At 59.9% G+C, this 18,350-nt stretch carries 21 protein-coding genes and 1 tRNA gene; 15 read left to right on the forward strand and 7 right to left on the reverse strand.

Going from position 1 to position 18,350, the window contains the following annotated elements:
- Nucleotides 1-34 precede the first annotated feature (34 nt).
- The 4 genes from rsmE (at nt 35) to ruvX (ending at nt 2,860) form a co-directional block, all read left to right on the forward strand.
- On the forward strand, nt 35-766 hold the full coding sequence (gene rsmE, locus SERRSCBI_RS20065) for a 16S rRNA (uracil(1498)-N(3))-methyltransferase (protein WP_025304244.1): 732 nt from the start codon (nt 35-37) through the stop codon (nt 764-766).
- A gap of 10 nt (nt 767-776) precedes the next feature.
- Nucleotides 777-1,727 carry a glutathione synthase gene (gene gshB, locus SERRSCBI_RS20070; RefSeq protein ID WP_033651325.1) on the forward strand — a complete coding sequence of 317 codons (951 nt, stop codon included), beginning with the start codon at nt 777-779 and terminating at the stop codon, nt 1,725-1,727.
- 147 nt (nt 1,728-1,874) lie between these two features.
- Nucleotides 1,875-2,438, forward strand: coding sequence for a YqgE/AlgH family protein (locus SERRSCBI_RS20075; protein ID WP_042785367.1), 564 nt, complete (start codon nt 1,875-1,877; stop codon nt 2,436-2,438).
- Nucleotides 2,438-2,860, forward strand: coding sequence for a Holliday junction resolvase RuvX (gene ruvX, locus SERRSCBI_RS20080; protein WP_015379046.1), 423 nt, complete (start codon nt 2,438-2,440; stop codon nt 2,858-2,860). The genes SERRSCBI_RS20075 and ruvX overlap by 1 nt, the downstream gene beginning before the upstream one ends.
- Here the strand turns inward: ruvX and SERRSCBI_RS20085 are convergent.
- A complete protein-coding gene (locus tag SERRSCBI_RS20085; RefSeq protein ID WP_042785368.1) occupies nt 2,857-3,879 on the reverse strand; it encodes a type IV pilus twitching motility protein PilT in 1,023 nt (340 codons plus the stop codon). The genes ruvX and SERRSCBI_RS20085 overlap by 4 nt on opposite strands.
- Before the next feature lie 20 nt (nt 3,880-3,899).
- Between SERRSCBI_RS20085 and SERRSCBI_RS20090 the strand changes: the two genes are divergently transcribed.
- Genes SERRSCBI_RS20090 through hemW form a run of 6 tightly spaced genes read left to right on the forward strand, consistent with a single transcriptional unit; the run spans nt 3,900 to nt 8,067 of the window.
- Nucleotides 3,900-4,607 (forward strand): YggS family pyridoxal phosphate-dependent enzyme, encoded by a 708-nt coding sequence (locus SERRSCBI_RS20090; protein WP_042785369.1) that lies wholly within the window; start codon nt 3,900-3,902, stop codon nt 4,605-4,607.
- A 19-nt stretch (nt 4,608-4,626) separates the two neighbouring features.
- Nucleotides 4,627-5,448 (forward strand): pyrroline-5-carboxylate reductase, encoded by an 822-nt coding sequence (gene proC / locus SERRSCBI_RS20095; RefSeq protein ID WP_033651322.1) that lies wholly within the window; start codon nt 4,627-4,629, stop codon nt 5,446-5,448.
- 31 nt (nt 5,449-5,479) lie between these two features.
- Nucleotides 5,480-6,034, forward strand: coding sequence for a YggT family protein (locus tag SERRSCBI_RS20100; protein ID WP_042785370.1), 555 nt, complete (start codon nt 5,480-5,482; stop codon nt 6,032-6,034).
- Nucleotides 6,031-6,321, forward strand: a complete 291-nt coding sequence (gene yggU, locus SERRSCBI_RS20105) for a DUF167 family protein YggU (RefSeq protein ID WP_004948014.1) — start codon at nt 6,031-6,033, stop codon at nt 6,319-6,321. The genes SERRSCBI_RS20100 and yggU overlap by 4 nt, the downstream gene beginning before the upstream one ends.
- A gap of 17 nt (nt 6,322-6,338) precedes the next feature.
- Nucleotides 6,339-6,932, forward strand: coding sequence for an XTP/dITP diphosphatase (locus tag SERRSCBI_RS20110; protein WP_042785371.1), 594 nt, complete (start codon nt 6,339-6,341; stop codon nt 6,930-6,932).
- Nucleotides 6,925-8,067: a radical SAM family heme chaperone HemW gene (hemW, locus tag SERRSCBI_RS20115; protein WP_042785372.1), complete on the forward strand. Its 1,143-nt coding sequence runs from the start codon at nt 6,925-6,927 to the stop codon at nt 8,065-8,067. Before SERRSCBI_RS20110 ends, hemW begins: the two co-directional genes overlap by 8 nt.
- Before the next feature lie 37 nt (nt 8,068-8,104).
- Here hemW and SERRSCBI_RS20120 read toward each other — a convergent pair whose 3' ends face one another.
- From SERRSCBI_RS20120 to trmB, 5 genes are all read right to left on the reverse strand, one after another.
- Nucleotides 8,105-8,539 (reverse strand): DUF29 domain-containing protein, encoded by a 435-nt coding sequence (locus SERRSCBI_RS20120; protein WP_016930094.1) that lies wholly within the window; start codon nt 8,537-8,539, stop codon nt 8,105-8,107.
- A 100-nt stretch (nt 8,540-8,639) separates the two neighbouring features.
- Nucleotides 8,640-9,362 carry a DUF2884 domain-containing protein gene (locus SERRSCBI_RS20125; protein WP_033644667.1) on the reverse strand — a complete coding sequence of 241 codons (723 nt, stop codon included), beginning with the start codon at nt 9,360-9,362 and terminating at the stop codon, nt 8,640-8,642.
- Between the two features lie 30 nt (nt 9,363-9,392).
- Complete coding sequence (gene glsB, locus SERRSCBI_RS20130) at nt 9,393-10,316, reverse strand: glutaminase B (RefSeq protein ID WP_042785792.1); 924 nt, start codon at nt 10,314-10,316, stop codon at nt 9,393-9,395.
- Between the two features lie 95 nt (nt 10,317-10,411).
- Complete coding sequence (locus SERRSCBI_RS20135) at nt 10,412-10,738, reverse strand: YggL family protein (protein ID WP_042785374.1); 327 nt, start codon at nt 10,736-10,738, stop codon at nt 10,412-10,414.
- Entirely contained in the window at nt 10,738-11,457 is a 720-nt protein-coding gene (trmB, locus tag SERRSCBI_RS20140) for a tRNA (guanosine(46)-N7)-methyltransferase TrmB (RefSeq protein WP_004937410.1), read from the reverse strand. Before trmB ends, SERRSCBI_RS20135 begins: the two co-directional genes overlap by 1 nt.
- 175 nt (nt 11,458-11,632) lie before the next feature.
- Between trmB and mutY the strand changes: the two genes are divergently transcribed.
- The 3 genes from mutY to mltC all read left to right on the forward strand — a co-directional run bounded on the left by mutY (nt 11,633) and on the right by mltC (nt 14,142).
- Nucleotides 11,633-12,733: an A/G-specific adenine glycosylase gene (mutY, locus tag SERRSCBI_RS20145; RefSeq protein ID WP_042785375.1), complete on the forward strand. Its 1,101-nt coding sequence runs from the start codon at nt 11,633-11,635 to the stop codon at nt 12,731-12,733.
- Nucleotides 12,730-13,002, forward strand: coding sequence for an oxidative damage protection protein (locus SERRSCBI_RS20150; protein WP_004937404.1), 273 nt, complete (start codon nt 12,730-12,732; stop codon nt 13,000-13,002). Before mutY ends, SERRSCBI_RS20150 begins: the two co-directional genes overlap by 4 nt.
- A 63-nt stretch (nt 13,003-13,065) precedes the next feature.
- Nucleotides 13,066-14,142: a membrane-bound lytic murein transglycosylase MltC gene (gene mltC, locus SERRSCBI_RS20155; RefSeq protein WP_033644661.1), complete on the forward strand. Its 1,077-nt coding sequence runs from the start codon at nt 13,066-13,068 to the stop codon at nt 14,140-14,142.
- 48 nt (nt 14,143-14,190) lie between these two features.
- On the opposite strand, the gene speF is transcribed toward mltC, so the two are convergent.
- Nucleotides 14,191-16,356: an ornithine decarboxylase SpeF gene (speF, locus tag SERRSCBI_RS20160; protein WP_033644924.1), complete on the reverse strand. Its 2,166-nt coding sequence runs from the start codon at nt 16,354-16,356 to the stop codon at nt 14,191-14,193.
- A gap of 705 nt (nt 16,357-17,061) precedes the next feature.
- Here speF and SERRSCBI_RS20165 point away from each other — a divergent pair.
- Both SERRSCBI_RS20165 and SERRSCBI_RS20170 read left to right on the forward strand, forming a co-directional pair.
- Nucleotides 17,062-17,137 (forward strand) — tRNA-Phe (locus tag SERRSCBI_RS20165).
- Nucleotides 17,138-17,777: 640 nt separating this feature from the next.
- Nucleotides 17,778-18,350 carry a sorbitol dehydrogenase family protein gene (locus SERRSCBI_RS20170; RefSeq protein WP_042785376.1) on the forward strand — a complete coding sequence of 191 codons (573 nt, stop codon included), beginning with the start codon at nt 17,778-17,780 and terminating at the stop codon, nt 18,348-18,350.

Raw genomic sequence — 18,350 nt, forward strand, 5'->3', positions numbered from 1 at the left:
CCCGCGGCGCCGTTTCGTCAGGATCAGACTACCCATGCGCATACCCCGCATTTACCATCCGCAGCCGTTGACCGACCGGGCGGAGATCGCCCTCAGCGAGGACGCCGCCAACCACGTCGGGCGCGTGCTGCGCATGAGCGCCGGCCAGGCGCTGCAGCTGTTCGACGGCAGCAACCAGGTGTTCGACGCCGAGATAGTCCGGGTGGACAAAAAGAGCGTGCTGGTGCGCCTCGGCGACGGCCGCGTGGAGGACATCGAATCGCCGCTCAACCTGCATCTGGGCCAGGTGATCTCGCGCGGCGAGAAGATGGAGTTCACCATCCAGAAATCCATCGAGCTGGGCGTCAACGTCATCACCCCGCTGTTTTCCGAGCGCTGCGGCGTCAAGTTGGACGGCGAGCGTCTGGCGAAGAAAATCCAACAATGGCAGAAGATCGCCATCGCCGCCTGCGAACAGTGCGGCCGCAACCGCATTCCCGAAATCCGCGAGGCGATGTCGCTGGAGGCCTGGTGCGCCGAGCAGGACGGCAGCCTGAAACTCAACCTGCACCCGCGCGCCAGCCACAGCATCAACACGCTGCCGCAGCCGGTAGACCGCGTTCGCCTGCTGATCGGCCCGGAAGGCGGTTTGTCCGCCGACGAAATCGCCATGACCACCGACCACGGATTTACTGATATTCTGCTGGGACCACGCGTTCTGCGTACCGAAACCACAGCGCTCACCGCCATTACCGCTCTGCAGGTCCGCTTCGGCGACCTGGGTTAAAGGAGAAAAGATGATTAAGCTCGGCATCGTGATGGATCCTATCGATTCCATCAACATCAAGAAAGACACCAGCTTCGCCATGCTGCTCGAAGCGCAGCGCCGCGGTTACGAATTGCACTACATGGAGATGAACGATCTCTATCTGCACGCCGGTGACGGGCGCGCCCGCACCCGCCTGCTGAGCGTGAAGGAAGACAAGGAGAGCTGGTTCAGCTTCGGCGCCGAGCAGGATCTGGCGCTGCACGATCTGGACGTGATCCTGATGCGCAAGGATCCGCCGTTCGATACCGAATACATCTACGCGACCTACATTCTGGAACGCGCCGAAGTCAAAGGCACGCTGGTGGTCAACAAGCCACAAAGCCTGCGCGACTGCAACGAGAAGCTGTTCACCGCCTGGTTCTCGGAACTGACGCCGGATACGCTGGTCAGCCGCAGCGCCGCGCACATCCGCAAATTCCACCAGCAGCACGGCGACATCATCCTGAAACCGCTGGACGGCATGGGCGGCGCGTCTATCTTCCGCGTGAAGCAGGACGATCCTAACCTGTCGGTGATCATCGAAACCCTGACCGAACACGGCAGCCGTTTCTGCATGGCGCAGAACTTCCTGCCGGCGATCAAGGACGGCGACAAGCGCATCCTGGTGGTGGACGGCGAGCCGGTGCCTTACTGCCTGGCGCGCATTCCGGCGCAGGGTGAGACCCGCGGCAACCTGGCGGCCGGCGGCCGCGGCGAAGCGCGCCCGCTGAGCGAAAGCGACTGGAAAATTGCCCGCGCCGTCGCCCCGACGCTGAAAGAGAAAGGGCTGATCTTCGTCGGCCTGGACGTGATCGGCGATCGCCTGACCGAAATCAACGTCACCAGCCCAACCTGCGCGCGCGAGATCGAGGCGGCATTCCCGATTTCGATTACCGGCATGCTGATGGATGCCATTGAAAAGCGCCTGGCGGCGAAGTAATGCGTCATGCGGGCGGCATGCCGCCCGCTATCCTGTATCGCGCCCGCCAAAGCCCGCCTTTCCGGCAGCGGCTTGAAAGGCGGCGGGTATAGCCGCATACTGGCGGCTGTTTATTTTCTCACCCATTGATTACCTTATACTAACGCCATGAATTTACAGCACCATTTTCTGATCGCCATGCCAACGCTGCAGGATCCTCGCTTCAAGCGCTCGGTGATTTACATTTGCGAGCACAATGAAAAAGGCGCCATGGGTTTGGTGATCAATAAACCGGTGGAGCAGTTCACGGTAGCCACGGTGCTGAGCAAGCTGAAGATCATGCCGCCTGCGCGCGATCCGGCCATCAGCCTGGACAAGCCGGTGTTCGCCGGCGGCCCCCTGGCGGACGATCGCGGATTTATCCTGCATACGCCGCGCCACGGCTTTGGCGCCAGCATTCAAATTTCCCCCAACACCATGATCACCACCTCGAAAGACGTGCTGGAAACGCTCGGCACGCCGGAGCAACCGGACGACGTGCTGGTGGCGCTGGGTTATGCGGGTTGGGAGAAGGGCCAGTTGGAGCAGGAAGTATTGGAAAACGCCTGGCTGACCATCGAAGCCAACACCGACATTTTGTTCCGCACGCCGATCGCCAGCCGCTGGCGCGAGGCGGGGAACCTTTTGGGTATCGACATTCGCAGCATCGCCAACCACGCAGGACACGCCTGATGAGTAACCGCACCATTATCGCCTTCGACTTTGGCACCAAAAGCATCGGCGCGGCCGTCGGCCAGGAGTTGACCGGCAGCGCCCGCGCCCTGCCGGCTTTCAAAGCGCAGGACGGTTCGCCGGACTGGCTGAAAATCGAAAAACTGCTGAAGGAGTGGCAGCCGGATTTGGTGGTGGTCGGCCTGCCGCTGAACATGGACGGCACCGAACAGCCCGTTACCGCCCAGGCGCGCAAGTTCGCCAACCGCCTGCACGGCCGCTTCGGCATCCAGATCGATCTGCATGACGAGCGTCTGAGCACCGTGGAGGCGCGCGCCAACCTGTTCGATCGCGGCGGCTTCCGCGCGCTTGATAAAGGCAGCGTGGATTCCGCCTCCGCGGTGGTTATCCTCGAAAGCTGGTTCGAACGGCAGCTGGGCTAAACGCCCGTTCCCTCCCCCGCGCAGTCCCCCAACACACCGGCGTCGATCCGCTGCTGCAAACCTTGCTCAAAGGTTTGCATGCCGGACTGCGCGCCGGTTTGCAACACGCTCGCCAACTGATGCGTTTTCCCTTCACGGATCAGGTTGCTGACCGCCGCCGTCGCCGTCAGCACTTCAAAGATCGCCACTCGTCCGCCGCCGGGGCGCCTCATCAGCTTTTGCGCGATCACCGCTTGCAGGCTGCCCGCCAGCTGGGCGCGCACATAGGGTTTCTCTTCCGCCGGAAACACGTCCACCAGCCGTTCCACCGCCTGCGGCGCGCTGCGGGTATGCAGCGTCGCCAGCACCAGGTGGCCGGTCTCCGCCGCAGTGAGCGCCAGCCGGATGGTGGCGGTATCGCGCAGCTCGCCCAGCAGGATCACATCCGGATCTTCGCGCAGCGCGGCGCGCAACGCCGCATCGAAGCTGTGGCTGTCGCGGCCGATCTCCCGCTGCTGGATCAGCGATCGCCGGCTGCGGTGCAGGAACTCGATCGGATCTTCCAGCGTCAAAATATGCCGCTGCTGGTGCCGGTTGATCTCGTCGATCATCGCCGCCAGCGTGGTGGACTTGCCGCTGCCGGTGGCGCCGGTGACCAGGATCAATCCGTCGGCGCGCCGCAGCAGCGCCGGGACGATGGCCGGCGCCGCCAGCTCGGCAAGCGAAGGCGATTGCCCGGCGATACGCCGCAACGCGAGAGAAATCCCCGCGCTTTGTTGAAAAACGTTGGCGCGCAACCGCTCCCCGCCCGGCCTGTGCAACGCCAGATCGACCTGCCCCAGCCGCCGCAGGCTCTCGCGCTGCTGCGCATTCAGCAATCCATCGCAGAGGGCCTGCGCGCCTTGCGCCGTCAGCGTTGGCGCCGCCGCCAGCGGCTGCAGTTCACCGTCGATGCGCAACATCGGCGGATGACCGGCACAAAGGTGCAGATCGGAAGCATTATGCTTTACACTAAGGGCCACGAATTCATCGATATCCATATCACTCTCCCGGGTCAATAATGAGCACTATCCAACAGAACCTGCAGGATGTCAGAAACCGCATCGCGGCCGCCGCGCAAAACTGCGCACGGGCGCCGGAAGACGTTGCTCTGCTTGCAGTCAGCAAAACCAAACCTGTGGCGGCGATCGAAGAAGCCATCGCCGCCGGCCAGCGCGCCTTCGGCGAGAACTACGTGCAGGAAGGGGTAGACAAGATCCGGCATTTCGCCGAGTCGCCGCAGGGCGGTGAGTTGGTGTGGCACTTTATCGGCCCGCTGCAATCCAATAAGAGTCGGCTGGTGGCGGAACATTTCGCCTGGTGTCATACCGTGGATCGGCTGCGCATCGCCCAGCGCCTGAGCGATCAGCGCCCGGCCGACATGCCGCCGCTCAACGTGCTGATTCAAATCAACATCAGCGATGAGCAGAGCAAATCCGGCATCGCGTTGAACGAACTGCCGGCGTTGGCCGACGCGATCGCGGCGCTGCCGAATCTGGCGCTGCGCGGCCTGATGGCCATCCCGGCACCGGAAACGGATTATCAGCGGCAGTTGGCGGTATTCAGCCGGATGAACGACGCATTTCTCGCCCTGCGTCAGCGTTATCCGCAGGCCGATACGCTGTCGATGGGCATGACGGACGATATGGCGGCGGCGATCGCCGCAGGCAGCACCCTGGTGCGCATCGGCACCGCAATTTTTGGCGCCCGCGACTACTCGCAGGCCTGACAAACAGACGAGGGATTTGATGCAACATCGCAAGATTACCTTTATCGGCGCCGGCAACATGGCGCGTGCAATCATCGCCGGCCTGGTCGCGGGCGGCTATCCGGCCAAATCCATCAGCGTCTGCGCCCCTTCGCCGAAAAACCGTGACGCGCTGGCGGCGGACTACGGCATCGTCAGCAGCGGCGACAACGTCGCCTGCGCGCGTGAAGCCGACGTCGTGGTACTGGCGGTCAAACCGCAAATGATGGCCGACGTGTGTCAGCCGCTGCGCGAACAGGTCGATTTCGGCGGCAAACTGGTGCTGTCGATCGCCGCCGGCATTCAGGTCAGCCGTTTCTATCAGTTGCTCGGCGACCAACTGGACATCGTGCGCATCATGCCCAACACCCCGTCGCTGGTCGGCAAGGGCATGAGCGGGCTGTACGCGCCGGCGCAGGTCAGCCAACAGGATCGCGACTACACCGGCGATTTAATGGCCTCGGTCGGTAAAGTTTGCTGGGTAGATGACGAAAATGGCATCAACGGCGTGATCGCCGCTGCGGGCAGCGCCCCGGCTTATTTCTTCCTGTTTATGGAAGCGATGCAAAAAGAAGCCGAACGCATGGGCTTCGACAGCCAGACCGCGCGCGATCTGGTGCAGCAGGCCGCTACCGGCGCCGCCGCGCTGGTTGAAGCCAACCCGGATACGCCGCTGGGCACGCTGCGCGAGCAGGTGACCTCCAAAGGCGGCACCACCGCCGAAGCGCTGCGGGTGTTCAACGAACGCCAACTGCCGGAAACCGTGGCGCAAGCGATGCAGGCCGCCGTTTCCCGTGCGCAAGAAATGGAAAAATTATTTTAAATAACCCCGAGTTAAGGAGAAGGACCACTTCATGCTAACGCTGACTTTCCTGGTCAAGACCGTTATTGATCTGTACGTGATGGTGCTGTTGCTGCGCATTTGGATGCAATGGACGCGCACCGATTTTTACAATCCGTTCTCGCAGTTTGTGGTGAAGATCACCCAACCGGTGGTCGGCCCGCTGCGTCGCATCATCCCATCGCTTGGGCCTATCGACAGCGCTTCGCTGCTGCTGGCGTTCCTGCTGATGACCATCAAGTACCCGCTGCTGCTGCTGATACAAAGTCACGCGCTGTCGCTCAGTCCGTATAACCTGCTGTTCGGCCTGATCTCGCTGGTCAAGTCCGCCGGCTACCTGATCTTCTGGGTGATGATCATTCGTGCGCTGATGAGCTGGGTAAGCCAGGGCCGCAGCCCGATCGACTACGTGATGTACCAACTGACCGAACCGTTGATGGCGCCGATCCGTCGCATCATCCCGGCGATGGGCGGCATCGATTTTTCCGCCATGGTAGTGATCCTGATCCTCTATCTGATCAACTACCTGGGCATGGATGTGTTCGGCGAGATCTGGTTCCTGCTGTGAGCGCAGTCACTCCCGTGCTGGACGGGCTGGCGATCAGGCTATATATTCAGCCGAAAGCCAGCCGCGACCAAATTATCGGCTTGCATGGCGACGAGCTGAAAGTCGCCATCACCGCCCCGCCGGTCGACGGCCAAGCCAACGCCCATTTGATCAAGTTTATCGCCAAGCAGTTCAAAGTGGCGAAAAGCAACGTCACCATCGAGAAAGGCGAACTGGGGCGGCATAAACAGTTACGCATCGTGAATCCGCAACAGATCCCCGCCGTGGTCGCGGCGCTCATCGAATAATTTTCAAGGTAGTCATTATGCAAAAAGTCGTTCTTGCCACCGGTAACCCGGGCAAAGTGCGCGAACTCGCCGACCTGTTGGCCGATTTCGGCCTGGACGTGGTCGCGCAAACCGATCTGGGCGTGGAGTCCGCCGAAGAAACCGGCCTGACGTTTATCGAAAACGCCATTCTGAAAGCGCGCCATGCGGCACAGGTCACCGGCCTGCCGGCGATCGCCGACGACTCCGGTCTGGCGGTAGATGCGCTGGGCGGCGCGCCGGGCATCTACTCCGCGCGCTACGCCGGTGAAGACGCCGACGATCGGCAGAACCTCGACAAGCTGCTGGCGGCGATGAAAGACGTGGCGCCGGGCCGGCGCGGCGCGCAATTTCACTGCGTGCTGGTCTATCTGCGCCATGCGCAAGATCCGACGCCGCTGGTGTTTCACGGCAGCTGGGCCGGTGAAATCACCGAACAGGCCGCCGGTGAAGGCGGTTTCGGTTACGATCCTATCTTTTACGTGCCGGAGCTGGGCCGCACCGCCGCCGAGCTGAGCCGCGACGAGAAGCGGGCGATTTCGCACCGCGGCAAGGCGCTGAAGCTGATGTTGGAAGCCATGCGCAATGCTTAAGCTGCCCCCGCTGAGTCTCTACATCCACATCCCGTGGTGCGTGCAGAAATGCCCGTACTGCGACTTCAACTCCCATGCGCTGAAGGGTGACGTGCCGCATCAGGAGTATGTCGATCATCTGTTGGCGGATCTGGATGCCGACCTGCCGCTGGCCGGCGGCCGGGAAATCAGCACTATCTTTATCGGCGGCGGCACCCCCAGCCTGCTGAGCGCCGAGGCGATGCAAGCCTTGCTGGACGGCGTGCGGGCGCGCATTCGCGTCGCCGACGACGCCGAAATCACCATGGAAGCCAATCCCGGCACCGTGGAGGCCGATCGCTTCAGCGGCTACCAGCGCGCCGGCGTCAACCGCATCTCCATCGGGGTGCAAAGCTTCAGCGCCGAGAAGCTGAACCGTCTGGGGCGCATCCACGGCCCGGAAGAAGCCAAACGCGCGGCGACGCTGGCGACCGGCCTCGGCCTGCGCAGCTTCAACCTCGATCTGATGCACGGCCTGCCGGACCAGTCGCTGGAAGAGGCGCTGGACGATTTGCGCCAGGCTATCGCCCTCAATCCGCCGCACCTGTCGTGGTATCAGCTGACCATCGAGCCGAACACCCTGTTCAGCTCGCGCCCGCCGGTTCTGCCGGACGACGATGCGCTGTGGGACATCTTCGAGCGCGGCCACCGGCTGCTGAGCGCCGCCGGCTATCAGCAGTATGAAACCTCGGCCTACGCCAAGCCGGGCTACCAATGCCAGCACAATCTCAACTACTGGCGCTTCGGCGACTATCTGGGGATCGGCTGTGGCGCGCACGGCAAGGTGACCTTCAGCGACGGACGCATCCTGCGCACCGCCAAGACCAAGCACCCGCGCGGCTTTATGCGCGGCGACTACATGGACAAGCAGCATGAGGTGGCGGCGGCGGATCGGCCGTTCGAATTCTTCATGAACCGCTTCCGCTTGCTGGAAGCCGCGCCGCGCGCCGACTTCGCCAACTACACCGGGCTGACGGAAAGCGTCATTCGCCCGCAGCTGGACGAAGCGCTGGCCAAAGGCTATCTGGAAGAAACCGCGGAGCACTGGCAGATCACCGAGAAGGGCAAACTGTTCCTCAACTCGCTGCTGGAACTGTTCCTGGCGGACGACGAGTAAAAAAAAGCGCTGAATGATCAGCGCTTTTTTATTGGTGTTAATCCGGGTAAAACGTCTGAGACAGAATCTGCTGAGTTTCCCAGATGCCGTTTTCCGGATACACATCCAGCCCGGTTTCGGCCGTGGCGAGCGCAACGGCCTTCGACCAGACGACATCCAGCCAATCGGCATCGCTCAGTTTACCTTTTAGGCTGGGCGACTCTTTCAAGCTGTAAAGCACTTCTTTGCGCTGCGCTTTAATCGTTCTTTCCCAGCTGGTTCCGCGCCTGGCCGGCTGATATTTCCATTTAAGCAAATGTGCAATCAGCACCGTCATCCGGCTAGCAAGTTCCCTTTGCTCGCTCTTCCCCACGTCCTCAATCTCCTCGGCGATCTTTTCAATATCGATCTCAGACAATTTTCCGGAGCGCAAAAGAGCGGCCTGTTCATTTGCCCAGGCAACAACATCGGTTTCGTAACGTGTATGGCTCATAGCGTCCTCCGTAAACATCCATAAATCTGTACGTAGTTTGATCAGTCTGTCAGATAAGCTTCAGAAGGTCAAAAAACGGTCTACCAAGAAGATTCTTAAATCACTTCAACGCGTTAAGCAGATCCTTGCGCTGGGTTTCCAGTGCGGTGACGCGGTTGCACACGTCATGACCGAAGTTCTGGAAGTCCTGTTCCTGGTTGTTCCATTCGTTCTGGATCGCCTTCTGCAAGCCGCCCAAATTGCCCATGATCGCCTGCAGCGGGTTGCCGCCGCTGTTGGCGGCCTGTTTGACGCCCATCTCGTTCAGGCTGTCCTGCAGCACGCCGCCCATGCTCTGCTGCACGATGTTGCGGCCGTCCTGCTCCACCTGGTCGATCGCCTTGTGGTGGAAGGTCAGGCCGTCGCTGCGGTGCTCGATGATGCGGTTCATCTGCTGTTTCAGTTGGCCATTCAGGGTGGTCAGCCGGTTGCGCACGTTACTGTTGCTGCCCAGCTCTTTAACGATCACTTTATCCAGCGCTGCGCGGGCTTTCTCCAGGTGTTTCTGCGCGCCGTCGTCGATCCACGGCAGCTGTTTGCGCAAGGCGCTCTGGTAACTGAAGGCTTTCTGCCGCTGGCTGTCGTTCAAGCTCAGCGCCTGGCCGTTGCGGATCACGTCGCCATCCGGCGATATTTGCAGATCGCCGCTGGCACCTTTCACCTGCACGCTCTGCGGGCTGATGATCACATCGTCCTGGGGTTTAACGCTGCACTGGTACTCGGCGTGGGCCTGCGCGGCAGTCGCCGCCAGCAGCAGTAAGGCTAACCCGGTTTTCTTCAACATAGCTTCTCCTGACTCCCATCCAGACTGGGATTAAAAAATCGAACGACCGATACGTTGAGACAACAGTTCCAGCGCCGCAGTTCCCGCCAGCGAGTTGCCGGAAGCATCCAGTTCCGGCGACCAAACGACGATCGACAGTTCGTCCGGCACGATGGCCACGATGCCGCCGCCCACGCCGGACTTGCCCGGCATCCCCACCCGATAGGCGAATTCGCCGGCGCCGTCGTACATGCCGCTGGTCATCATCAGGGCGTTGATCTGCCGCGCCTGCAGCGGGCTGATCACCGCCTCGCCGCTGAGATCGCGACCGTGATTGGCCAGATAGACGAAGCTGCGCGCCAGTTCCACGCAGCTCATGCGCAGCGCGCAGTAGTGGAAATAGGTTTGCAGCACGGTGATGACGTCGTTTTCGAAGTTGCCGAACGATTTCATCAGATAGGCGATGGCCGCATTGCGATCGGAGTGTTCGAACTCGGAGCGCGCCACCCGCAGATCATAGGCCAGGTCGTCTTCACCGGCCAACTGACGCACCACCTCCAGCATACGCTGTTTGGGGGCGCTGAGCCGGGTTTGCAGCATGTCGCACACCACCAGCGCGCCGGGGTTGATAAACGGATTGCGCGGTTTGCCCTGCTCCATCTCCAGCTGCAGCAGCGAATTGAACGGCAGGCCGGAAGGCTCTTTGCCGACGCGCCGCCAGATCTCATGCTCCTGATAGCGCGTCAGCGCCAGCGTCAGACTCAGCACTTTGGAGATCGACTGGATGGAGAAGCGCTCCGCGGCGTCGCCGGCCTGGAACAGTTCGCCATCCACCGTACACACGGCGATCGCCAGCCGATCGGCGGGCACTTCCGCCAACGCCGGGATGTAGTCGGCCACTTTTCCCTGGCCAATCAGCGGGCGCACCTGTTGCAGGATCTCTTCCAGCAACGCGTTATCCAATGTTGTTACCACCTCGGTCACACTCCGGGCAAAACAAAGGCGCCGTTGAGGCACCTTAGATCAATAAAACGGCGCGGCGCGAAGCCGCGCTCATCGGGCAAGCGCGATCAATCCCACCAGATATCGAACAGATCGCTGACCTTAACGTCGGTCAGTTTGCGCGCTTCCAGCCAGTTTTTCACCAGTTCGCGATGCTCCTCGGTGCAGTGGCCGATCTTCTGCAGGCAGATCAGACCTTCCCACTGCAGGTAGCCGCTGCCGTCAAACGCCAGACCGTTCGGCTCGATCACTTCATCGATGAAGGTATCCAGCGTGCTGTCGATATCTTCCACCGACGTGCCTTCGGCGAAGCGCCAGGCTACGGAGAAACCCAACTCCTGAAATTCTTCAATGTGCAACTTTTTACGTAAACGACGACTGCGGTTCTTAGCCATTATTCTTTCCTCTCAAACATCAAGTCCCAAACGCCATGTCCCAGGCGCTGGCCGCGTAATTCAAATTTCGTCAGTGGGCGCGAATCCGGACGCGGCACATAATCATTATCGCTGGAAAGATTACGGTAGCCTGCGACCCCGTTCATAACCTCTAACATATGTTCCGCATAAGGTTGCCAATCGGTGGCCATGTGGAAGACGCCGCCGGTCTTCAGCTTGCGCAGCACCAGTTCGACAAACGGCGTTTGCACGATGCGGCGCTTGTTGTGGCGCGCCTTGTGCCAAGGATCGGGGAAGAACAGCTGCACCATGTCCAGCGAGCCGTCCGGGATCATGTTTTCCAGCACTTCAACCGCATCGTGGCACATTACGCGCAGGTTGCTCAGCTTCGCCTCGTGGGCGTCGGCCAGGCAGGCGCCCACGCCCGGCGAGTGTACTTCGATCCCTAAAAAGTTCTGCTGCGGGTTGTTGCCCGCCATGGTCACCAGCGAGGCGCCCATGCCAAAACCGATCTCCAGCACCGTCGGCGCTTCGCGGCCGAACAGCGCGGCGAGATCGACAGCGTCAGCCTGATACTCCACGCCCATCACCGGCCAATAGTTCTCCAGCGCGTGCTGCTGGCCTTTGGTCAGCCGCCCCTGGCGGCGGACAAAACTGCGGATACGGCGCATCGCGCGGCCGTTCTCATCAAATTCCGGGGAGATGACGTCATTAATCATAGTGCTTTCTGTCTGTTTGGCTGCCAATTAGGGAAACGCGCATTATGCAAAGATACATTGGTTTAGCAAGTGTTCATCTTCTGTACCCGCCGTGCGGCGTCGGAAAGTTCCGGTTTACAGCATCATGACTCTATGCTGCAATCTCGCTTCATTTTCTGCCGGATAACGACTCTTCATGATGCAAGCACAACAATTCGCACAGGTGGTGCTTGACTGGTACCAGCGCTACGGCCGCAAAACCCTGCCATGGCAGTTGGAGAAAACCGCCTATCAAGTATGGCTCTCCGAAGTGATGTTGCAACAGACTCAGGTTGCCACCGTCATTCCTTATTTTCAGCGCTTTATGGCCCGTTTTCCCAACGTGCGCGCGCTGGCGGAGGCCCCGCTGGACGAAGTGCTGCATCTGTGGACCGGCCTCGGCTATTACGCCCGCGCCCGTAACTTGCACAAAGCGGCGCAGACCATTGTCGCACAGCACGGCGGCGAGTTCCCGACAACCTTCGCAGAAATCGCCGATTTACCGGGCATCGGCCGTTCCACCGCCGGCGCGGTGCTGTCGTTGGCGCTGGGCCAACACTATCCGATCCTCGACGGCAACGTGAAGCGCGTGCTGGCTCGCTGCTACGCGGTGGAAGGCTGGCCGGGCAAAAAAGAGGTCGAAAACCGGCTGTGGAAAATCAGCGAAGAAGTCACCCCGGCCCAGGGCGTCGGCCAGTTCAACCAGGCGATGATGGATCTGGGCGCCATGGTCTGCACCCGCTCCAAGCCCAAGTGTGAGCTCTGCCCGCTCAACGTCGGCTGCCTGTCTTACGCCAACCACAGCTGGGCCAACTACCCCGGCAAGAAGCCCAAGCAGACCCTGCCGGAAAAAACCGCCTACTTCTTATTGCTGCAGCACGGCGACCGCGTGTGGCTGGAGCAGCGCCCGGCGGTGGGCCTGTGGGGCGGCCTGTTCTGCTTCCCGCAGTTCAGCGCGCGCGTGGATTTGGAACTCTGGCTGCAGCAGCGCGGTCTGAAAGGCAAGCGCCTGGAACAGCTGACCGCGTTTCGCCACACGTTCAGCCATTTCCATCTCGATATCGTGCCGATGTGGCTGTCGCTCGACGCGGCGGGCAGCGGCATGGATGAGGGCGCGGGTCTCTGGTATAACTTAGCGCAGCCGCCGTCGGTCGGGCTGGCAGCGCCGGTGGACCGCCTGTTGCAACAGCTGGCGAAGCAGCCCCCGATCCAACAAAACTTATATGGCGATAGCGCCATCGATGAGGAATTAGCATGAGCCGCACCATTTTTTGTACTTTCCTTCAACGCGACGCCGAAGGCCAGGACTTCCAGCTTTATCCCGGCGACGTCGGCAAGCGCATCTACAACGAGATCTCCAAGGAAGCCTGGGGCGAGTGGATGAAGAAGCAGACCATGCTGATCAACGAGAAGAAGCTGAACATGATGAACGTGGATGACCGCAAACTGCTGGAAGAGGAAATGATCAAATTCCTGTTCGAAGGGCACGACGTGCACATCGAAGGCTATACGCCGCCGAGCGAATAACGCTGTTGGGGCCAGGCGCTGGCCCGCTTCAATCCTCTTATACTTCTTCCAAACGGCTTTAAGATGAAGAAAATTTTAGCTTTGCTCGTAATAGCGCCTTTGCTGATCTCCTGTTCCGGCAAAAAAAGTGAAGAAATCAACGAAGCCTGGATCAAAGACACCAACGGCTTCGACATTCTGATGGGCCAATTCGCCCACAACATCGAGAACATCTGGGGTCTGAACGAAGTTCTGATCGCCGGGCCGAAAGACTACGTCAAGTACACCGACCAATACCAAACCCGCAGCCACATCAACTTCGACACCGGCGCCATCACCGTCGAGACCATCGCCACCACCGATCCGGCCGCGCACCTGCGCCAGGCGATCATCAGCACGCTGCTGATGGGTGACGATCCGGGTTCGATCGACCTCTATTCCGACGCCAACGATATCCAGATCAGCAAAGAGCCGTTCCTGTACGGCCAGGTGCTGGATAACAAAGGGGCGCCGATCCGCTGGGAATGGCGCGCGGCGCACTTCGCCGATTACCTGCTGCAGACCAAGCTGCAAAAACGCACCTCCGGCCTGCACGTCATCTACTCGGTCACCATCCAACTGGTGCCGAACCACCTGGACAAACGTGCGCATAAATATCTGCCGATGGTGCGCAAGGCGTCGGAAAAATACGGCGTGGACGAGTCGCTGATCCTGGCTATCATGCAGACCGAATCGAGCTTCAACCCGTATGCGGTGAGCGGTTCGGACGCGCTGGGCCTGATGCAGGTGGTGCAGCACACCGCCGGTAAGGATGTGTTCCAGATGCGCGGCAAATGGGGCACCCCGAGCCGCAGCTACCTGTTCGATCCGGAGAACAACATCGATACCGGCACCGCCTACCTGGCGATCCTGCAGAACAACTACCTGGGCGGCATTCAGAACCCGACCTCGCGCCGCTATGCGGTGATCACCGCTTACAACGGCGGCGCCGGCAGCGTGCTGCGGGTGTTCTCCAGCGACAGAACGCGCGCGGTGGGCATCATCAACGGCATGCAGCCGGGCGACGTGTACCAAACGCTGACCACCAAGCACCCGGCCGCCGAATCGCGCCGCTATCTGGTGAAAGTGAATACCGCGCAGAAGAGCTACCGCAGAAAGTAGCGCTTCCCGCGTGGATAGAAGAAGGGCCGGTGCGAACCGGCCCTTTTTTCATGGCTTGATCATATAGCCGAAGATGCGCTTCCAGCCGTGATCTTTTTTCTCGATGTAGACCCCCTGCAGCTCCGGCGAGAAGCCCGGCAGGCGGTTGATGCCCTCCTCGAGCGCCAGGAAGTAGCGCTGCACCGCGCCGCCCCACACTTCGCCCGGCACCACGCACAGCACGCCCGGCGGATACGGCAGGGCCCCTTCCGCCGCGATGCGCCCTTCCGCCTGGCCGATCGGCACCAGCTCGACGTTGTCGCGGATAAACTCCACGTTGGCGTCCTGCGGGTTCATCACCACCGGCGGGAAATGATCCTGACGGAACATCTCCTTTTGCAGCTGCTTAACGTCAAAGCTGACGTACAGATCGTGCATCTCCTGGCACAGCCGACGAATGCTGTAGCCGCGGTAACGCTGCTCGTTCTTGCGGTACACCGTCGGCAGCACCACGCTCAGCGGCGCATCCTCTTCGACATAGCGTTCGAACTGCGCCAGCATCTCCACCAGCTGTTCCATCTTGGCCGGGTTCTCCGCCGGGGTCAGCAGGAACAGGATCGAGTTGAGATCGCACTTCTCCGGCACGATGCCGTTCTCGCGCAGGAAGTTGGCCAGAATGGTGGCCGGCACGCCAAACTCGGTGTATTGGCCGGTCGCGGCGTCAATCCCCGGCGTGGTCAGCAGCAGCTTGCACGGATCGACCAAATACTGATCCTGGGCGTAACCTTCGAAGCCGTGCCACGTCTCCCCCGGTACGAAGGTGAAGAAGCGCGCGTCGTTGGCGATCAGATCGGTATCGTAATCCTGCCAGTCCTTGCCCGCCACCTGCAGCGGAATAAACGGCTTCAGCTGCGAGCAGCGCGTGAGCAGCTGTTTGCGCGTCTCGATGCCCAGCTTGACGCAGTCCATCCACATGCGGCGCCCGGCGGGGCCGGCGTGCATCTTGGCGTTGACGTCCAGCGCGGCGAACAGCGGATAGAACGGGCTGGTCGACGCATGCAGCATGAACGCATTGTTCAGATGCTTATGGTTGCAGTGGCGCTTTTGCCCTTTGATGTGGTCGTCTTTCTTGTGGATCTGCGAGGTCTGCGAGAACCCCGCCTGCTGTTTATGCACCGACTGGGTGACGAAGATGCCCGGATCGTGCTCGTCCAGCTCAAGCAGCAGCGGCGAACACTCTTTCAGCATCGGGATAAAACCTTCGTAGCCCACCCAGGCGGAGTCGAACAGGATGTAATCGCACAGGTGGCCGATGGTGTCGATCACCTGGCGAGCGTTGTAAATCGTGCCGTCGTAGGTGCCAAGCTGAATGATCGCCAGCCGGAACGGCCGCGCCGCCGTGGCCTTCTCCGGCGCCACCTCGCGGATCTGCTCGCGCAGGTAGCGCTCATCGAAGCAGCGCGCATCGATGCCGCCGATAAAGCCGAACGGGTTGCGGGCGGTTTCCAGATACACCGGCGTGGCGCCGGCCTGGATCAGCGCCCCGTGGTGATTGGATTTGTGGTTGTTGCGATCGAACAGCACCAGATCGCCACGGGTCAGCAGCGCGTTGGTCACCACCTTGTTGGCCGCCGAGGTGCCGTTGAGCACGAAGTAGGTTTTATCAGCGTTGAACACCCGCGCCGCATGCTTTTGCGCATCCTTGGCCGAGCCTTCGTGGATCAGCAGATCGCCCAGCTTGACGTCTGCGTTGCACATATCGGAACGGAAAAGAGTTTCACCGTAGAAATCGAAAAACTGCCGGCCGGCCGGGTGCTTGCGGAAGAACTCGCCGCCCTGATGGCCTGGACACGCAAAGGTCGAATTCTCCATCTCGACGTAGGTCTTCAGCGTTTTGAAGAACGGCGGCAGCAGCGCCTGCTCGTAGGCGTCGGCGGCGGCCTCCAACTGCGCCATGTAGAATGGCTTGCTGGCGCCGGCCAGCAGCGCGAAGACCCCGCTGACAAACGGCAGATAATCCGGGGAAAGATGCTCGTCCCCTTCCACCGCCACGAAGGTCGGAATATCGAACCCCGTCGCCTGCAAGCGCGCCAGAATGCCGGCATCCACGTCGGCGACCGACACCACCACCGCCGCCACGTCGGTGTAGTCCGTCTGCTCTACGCGCACGATCTGGCGCAGCGTCTCAATGGTGGCGACCAGGCTGGCGCTGGTTGCGATTTTCAATTCTTTCATCATGCTGACTCTCAAACGGTGAAGGATGAGGGTGTGCCACCGGCACGGTAATGAGATAACGCGGTTATCCCGGTAAAAGCGATACCCGGGCACGGCAGCATAAGCGGCGTGCGTGACCGCCTCATGATCGGGGACCATCAGGCAGCTATCGGGGGAACTGGTCTTGGCAGCGTCCGACAGGCATCAGTAAAATCAGGGCCGCAGCGCTGGCTTTACGCATGCCTAACAGCGAGCATCAGGCGGCCTTACCGCATGATCGGCAGGCGTATTCGGACGGATGGCGTTCGGAGCAAGCAAAGACGGAACGGTGGCGGCGTCAGAGGTCTGGTGCGCGACAGCGCTTGAGCGACAAAACCAGTCATGCCAATAACCCTCTGACTTATAAGAAGCGGGAACACCGTCAGGGAACGGAGAGTGCTAAAATTTGCGCAATGATTGCATGATTCGTTACGAGGTTCAAGCGAGAATCCTCTGGGTTGAGCTTGCGTTAATGCAAAGGTAATGCATTGTTATTTAACAACAAAAATAAAAAACAATATTGACAAAGTGGTATAAATACACGTTTTTTATGCATATTTATCGGGTGGCGATATCGCCACAGGCTCTAGCGCTTCGGGTTCGCTGCCTGAAAATAGAGCAACCGATCGGCTTTGTGACAGAAAGCGATTGACGCCATCCGGCCAATACGGTTTAATGCGCCCCGTTGCCCGGATAGCTCAGTCGGTAGAGCAGGGGATTGAAAATCCCCGTGTCCTTGGTTCGATTCCGAGTCCGGGCACCATATTTAGAAGAACCCGCCTATGGCGGGTTTTTCGCTTTCTGGAATACGGACTCTCCATCGAACTGCGTTCGATTATTCGGCCAAGGGCCTCACCCTGCGGGCCAGCGCTGAGACCTTGAATACCGAGCAGAAGTGCTCCTGTTCCTATCTCTTTAACCTAAATCTCGGCCTTTATATTCGCAGTCTTAATTGATGCCCGCCCCCCTGCCCTGTGTTTACGACACTGTATTATTTCCATTTGCACCATAACCCAACCTTCCTTATTTTCGCCGTCATTTGAATTAATACGCAAACACGGGTTACGCAACAACTCCATTAATGTTTTCATTCTGCGCCTGATAAAAACCCACAGCCACAACCCAATAAAAAATCATTAAATAACAATCAATTAATCAGAATTTCACCACATAATTCCCTGCCGTTATTAAAAATAAACCAAAAATGCGGTCGGCACTCACCTTGTGATTTTTTGATAAATACCGTCCGTTGCCGCTGCTAATTTACCGACAGGCGTTCTTAAAACATCACATCGGTGAAGATCGTCATATCACCGTAATAGAACGCTTAATTTAGCCTGCTCACCCACTGATATTTTGGCCTTTTTTGGCTCTGGCATTAAACACCCGTTGAGAAAAAACATATGGAATATGGTTTATCAGACAATGGCGAACAGCCGGATCAACATGGCAAGGGCGTCAGCCGCAGAAATGTCTTGCTCGGCCTGGCGTCAACGCTTGTCGCCACCGCATTGGCCGGCGCCCCATTCCTCACGCTGGCGGAACAGCATACCGCCGCGCAAAACCCCCTGCTTTTTGCCCGTTTCTTCGCGCTCTCCCGGCAATTGACAGAACGTCAGGATATTGACCCTGGCCTTTCGGCTCGTATTTTCACTGCGTTGAGCCTCGCAAACCCGCAATTCTCATCACAGGTTGAGCGATTAAGCGCACGCGTGAAGGCCGGACAAAGCGCCCGGCAACTTCAGCAAATCGCCGGCCAACTGGGGCTCTCGGCATTGGTCTCGGCCATCGTCACCGCCTGGTATACCGGTACCGTGGGCCAGGGGGCAAACGCCAGTCTCATCGCTTATAAAGATGCCCTGATGTATCGCCCGGTTAAAGACGCCTTGATTGTGCCCACCTATTGCGGCAACGGCCCGCTTTGGTGGACCGCCGCCCCACCTGAGGTTAACGCCTTACTGCCCTCTGAGAGCTGA

The organism is Serratia sp. SCBI, assembly GCF_000747565.1.
Taxonomy (GTDB): domain Bacteria; phylum Pseudomonadota; class Gammaproteobacteria; order Enterobacterales; family Enterobacteriaceae; genus Serratia; species Serratia ureilytica.